The organism is uncultured Methanobrevibacter sp., from assembly GCF_902771435.1.
In the GTDB taxonomy this organism is placed as follows: Archaea; Methanobacteriota; Methanobacteria; order Methanobacteriales; family Methanobacteriaceae; genus Methanocatella.
Genome location: NZ_CACXXB010000078.1, coordinates 1 through 3,384, shown reverse-complemented (window position 1 = coordinate 3,384; position 3,384 = coordinate 1). Strand labels below are relative to the sequence as shown.

The 3,384-nt window shown below is 34.2% G+C and carries 1 protein-coding gene and 1 pseudogene; one reads left to right on the top strand and one right to left on the bottom strand.

Annotated features, from left to right (window positions below; translation table 11 throughout):
- Positions 1 to 1,365, bottom strand: a pseudogene (locus tag QZU83_RS10455) (hypothetical protein); the annotation flags it as partial.
- 274 nt (positions 1,366 to 1,639) lie between these two features.
- On the opposite strand from QZU83_RS10455, the gene QZU83_RS10450 reads away from it, so the two are divergent.
- On the top strand, positions 1,640 to 3,384 hold a 1,745-nt coding region (locus QZU83_RS10450), incomplete at its 3' end, for a nitrous oxide reductase family maturation protein NosD (RefSeq protein ID WP_295611927.1).

Here is a 3,384-nt window from a genome sequence, read left to right as displayed (position 1 = left end):
TGTTATTGTTATTTTTTTGGTTTTTGCCTTTGCCTTGAAAGTTTGTGATTTTGCAGTTATTGCTGTTTTGATTTTGGTTGTTTTCTCTTCATTTTTAAATAATATTTTGTTGATATATGTTGTTGGACTGTTAATGTAAATTTCATTCTCATAGGTTGTTTTCTTATCAAAGGATAAATTTTCCAGGCTTATTTTTTGTGAAGTCATATATAATGAATTTCCCTTTGATTTGGCGAGGTTATTGCTGAACTGACTGTTGTTGACACTCAATTCCTCATATTTGGCATAGATTGCGCCACCGGAATTTGCAGTGTTTTGAGCAAAAACGGAATCTTCAACATTTCCTTTTGCATTGAAATATACTGCGCCGCCGTCTGTATTTGCATTGTTTAATTTGAATGTGGATGATTTTATTATTCCTTCCTTGTCAAAGAGAATTGCTCCCGCCCATGAGGCTGAGTTGTTTGTGAATGTGGAATTTTCCACGGTTCCTTCTTGCATAAAGTATAGGCATCCGCTTTCACGGTTAGCAAAATTATTTTTAAAAATTGAATTTTCAACGTTGCCGTTTCCTTTAAAGAATATTGCCGCTGCAAACATTCCGGTATTGTCAGTGAACTTGGAGTTTTTCACAATAAGATTTGCATCGGCAGTTATTCCTCCTCCGTATCCGATTGCTATGTTTTTATCGAATTTTGTGTTTTCGACAAGTCCTGTTTTGAAAAAGTATATTCCTCCGCCGTCTCCGCCTTCATTATGGGTAAATGTGGAATTTAGGACGGTTCCTTTTTCAACGAAGTATATTCCTCCTCCGAGCAGTGTTGCATAATTGTCTTTTAGGGTTGAATTGATTACGGTTCCTTCATTTTCAAAATTTAGTCCACCGCCAAAATAAGCGCTGTTATTTTCAAAATTTGAATTTATGACTTTTCCATTGTTTTCAAAGAAGATTCCTCCACCGATATTTGGTGTGGCGCTGTTTTTCACTTGGCAGTTAATTAATGTTCCGTCGGATCCGCTCCAATGTATCGCTCCGCCGTTTTCCTGAATTTTTCCATTAATGATGTTCATATTCTTTAATACTACATTATTTGACTGTATATTGAAAATTCTGGTTTTATGATTGGCGTTTATGGTATGTCCCTGTCCGTCAATGGTTAAACCGTCAATATCTATCGGTATTCCTTTGGTATAGTCTGTATCTCCATTTGAATTGAATGCATAATCTTTAGTTAGATATACCTGTTTTGATTCATGGGATTTATTTATTTCACTTGAAATCTGTGAAAAATCTCCAATATCATTTTTTTCAGTTAAAATTTCTTTATAATTCTGTGAAATTAAATTATCGGAACTTTTATTCATTTCCACTGCATTCACACAGGATATGCTTAAAAACAATATGATTATGCTGCATATTAATGCGATTTTGTATTTTATGTTTAATCCCCCATTCTTTGAATAATTTGAATTTTATCTTTATATCTATATGTATTTTACTTCATTTCATAAAATAAATATATTAAAATTTAAGTAGTTTTTCGCAAATAAATAGTAATATATTAAATATATTGATAGTAAATATGTATATATTGACAAAATATGTCAATTGTTATAAAATTAAAACTGTGGGAAAAATATGAAATTAAAGAAAATCTTAATTATATTATCTTTGTTATTGGCTGCAATGATGTTTGTAGGCTCTGTTTCAGCTATACAGGATAATAACTTAAATTTAACTTCAGATGCATCTGGCGATATGTTGCAATCTGTTGACGAAAATATGCTGACAGCTTCAACTGACGAGGATACTTTATCGGCTTCTAAAACAATCCCTGTTGATGCTGTGGGCGAGAATCACAATGAAATGAACGATAAAACAATCAAAAAGGCATTTGATGATGCCAATGATGGAGATACAATCATTATCAATGGGAATTACTATGAACATGTCCATAGGGTGATTGATAAAAAACTGACAATAAAAAGTGAAGTCGGAACCTCTTTCAGTCACTGTTCCAATCAGGGTTCTGCCGATTCAGGCCATCAGGGAATATTTTACCTGACTTCAAAGGCTAGCGGCACAGTTATTGAGGGTTTCAACTTCAACAATGACAATGGAATGTTATTTGACAATCAGGGATACAGCATTCTCATTGATGGTGCTTCAAATGTGATTATAAGAAACTGCACATTTTCAAACAATGGTGTCGGTGATGCAATTAGGCTTGAAAATGCAAAGGGCATCACTATTGAAAATTCAGTCATTGCTGATGCAGTTTATGGAATAAATATTAAAAATTCCAGAGATGTCACTGTTAGGGATTCAGATATCAAGAACCATAAAATTGCAGGAGTTTCAGTTTCAGGATCAAGCAAGAATACAAATATAATCAGCAATAACATCACCAGCAACGGTGTCGGCGTTAATCTGACTTCATCTAATGGAATATACATTTTAAGCAATTATATTGCCCATAACACTCACGGTGTTTATGTAAACTGCAACATTACCAAAATAGAGATTAAAGGTAATTTCTTCAATCAGAATAAGGTATATGAGGTTTTAAATGACTATCGTGTTAGAAACATTGTGGATATGGTTAAAAAAATCGGTTATCGTGATTTGGAAATAATCGACAATAACTACATGGTAGGTCTTGAAGGAGCACAGGATGAAAGGCCTGTTTACCGCATTACCTATGATTATAAGGGCAAAAATAAAGGGGACTACTCTTATGATTCTGTAAATGATGTTTTCAAATATGTCGGTGACGGCAAAGGGGATTACACAGAAAATAAGGGTGCAGTCTTTTTGAGATATGTGTTTGAGATAAATAAAAATGTAAACTGTCCTGTAATATTTTATACCTATGAAGGAGGCAGGCAATGGTCATTGAGTGGAAATTATGAACTCCAGTTAAGCGAAATAACCCAGGTAAAAAAGGGAAAATACTCCATTTCCATTGTTGATGAAAACGGAAACATTGCTAAGGACTTAAGTTCCGTTCCGGTAACATTCTACCTAAACAAGGCCACTAAACATGTAAAGCCTGATGAGGGAGATGTCTACAGGACAGTAATGATGGTTAACGGAACTGCAACCGTAAGATTCTATCAGGATGAATTTGCCCAAAGCGGCAATGTCATAACTGCAGTTGTCCCGACCAACGGTGCTAATTTTGACAATAAGGTATCCAAATCTTTCAATGTCAATGATGCAGACTTACCTGGAACTCCAACTAATACCACATTGACTGTTTCAGATTTAAGCACTTATCCAAATTCCAATCAGAAATTTACAGTTACATTAATGGACACTAACGGCAATCCTGTTGTTGGTGAGAGCATTAACATTGAACTCAATTCCAAAAAATATTCTCC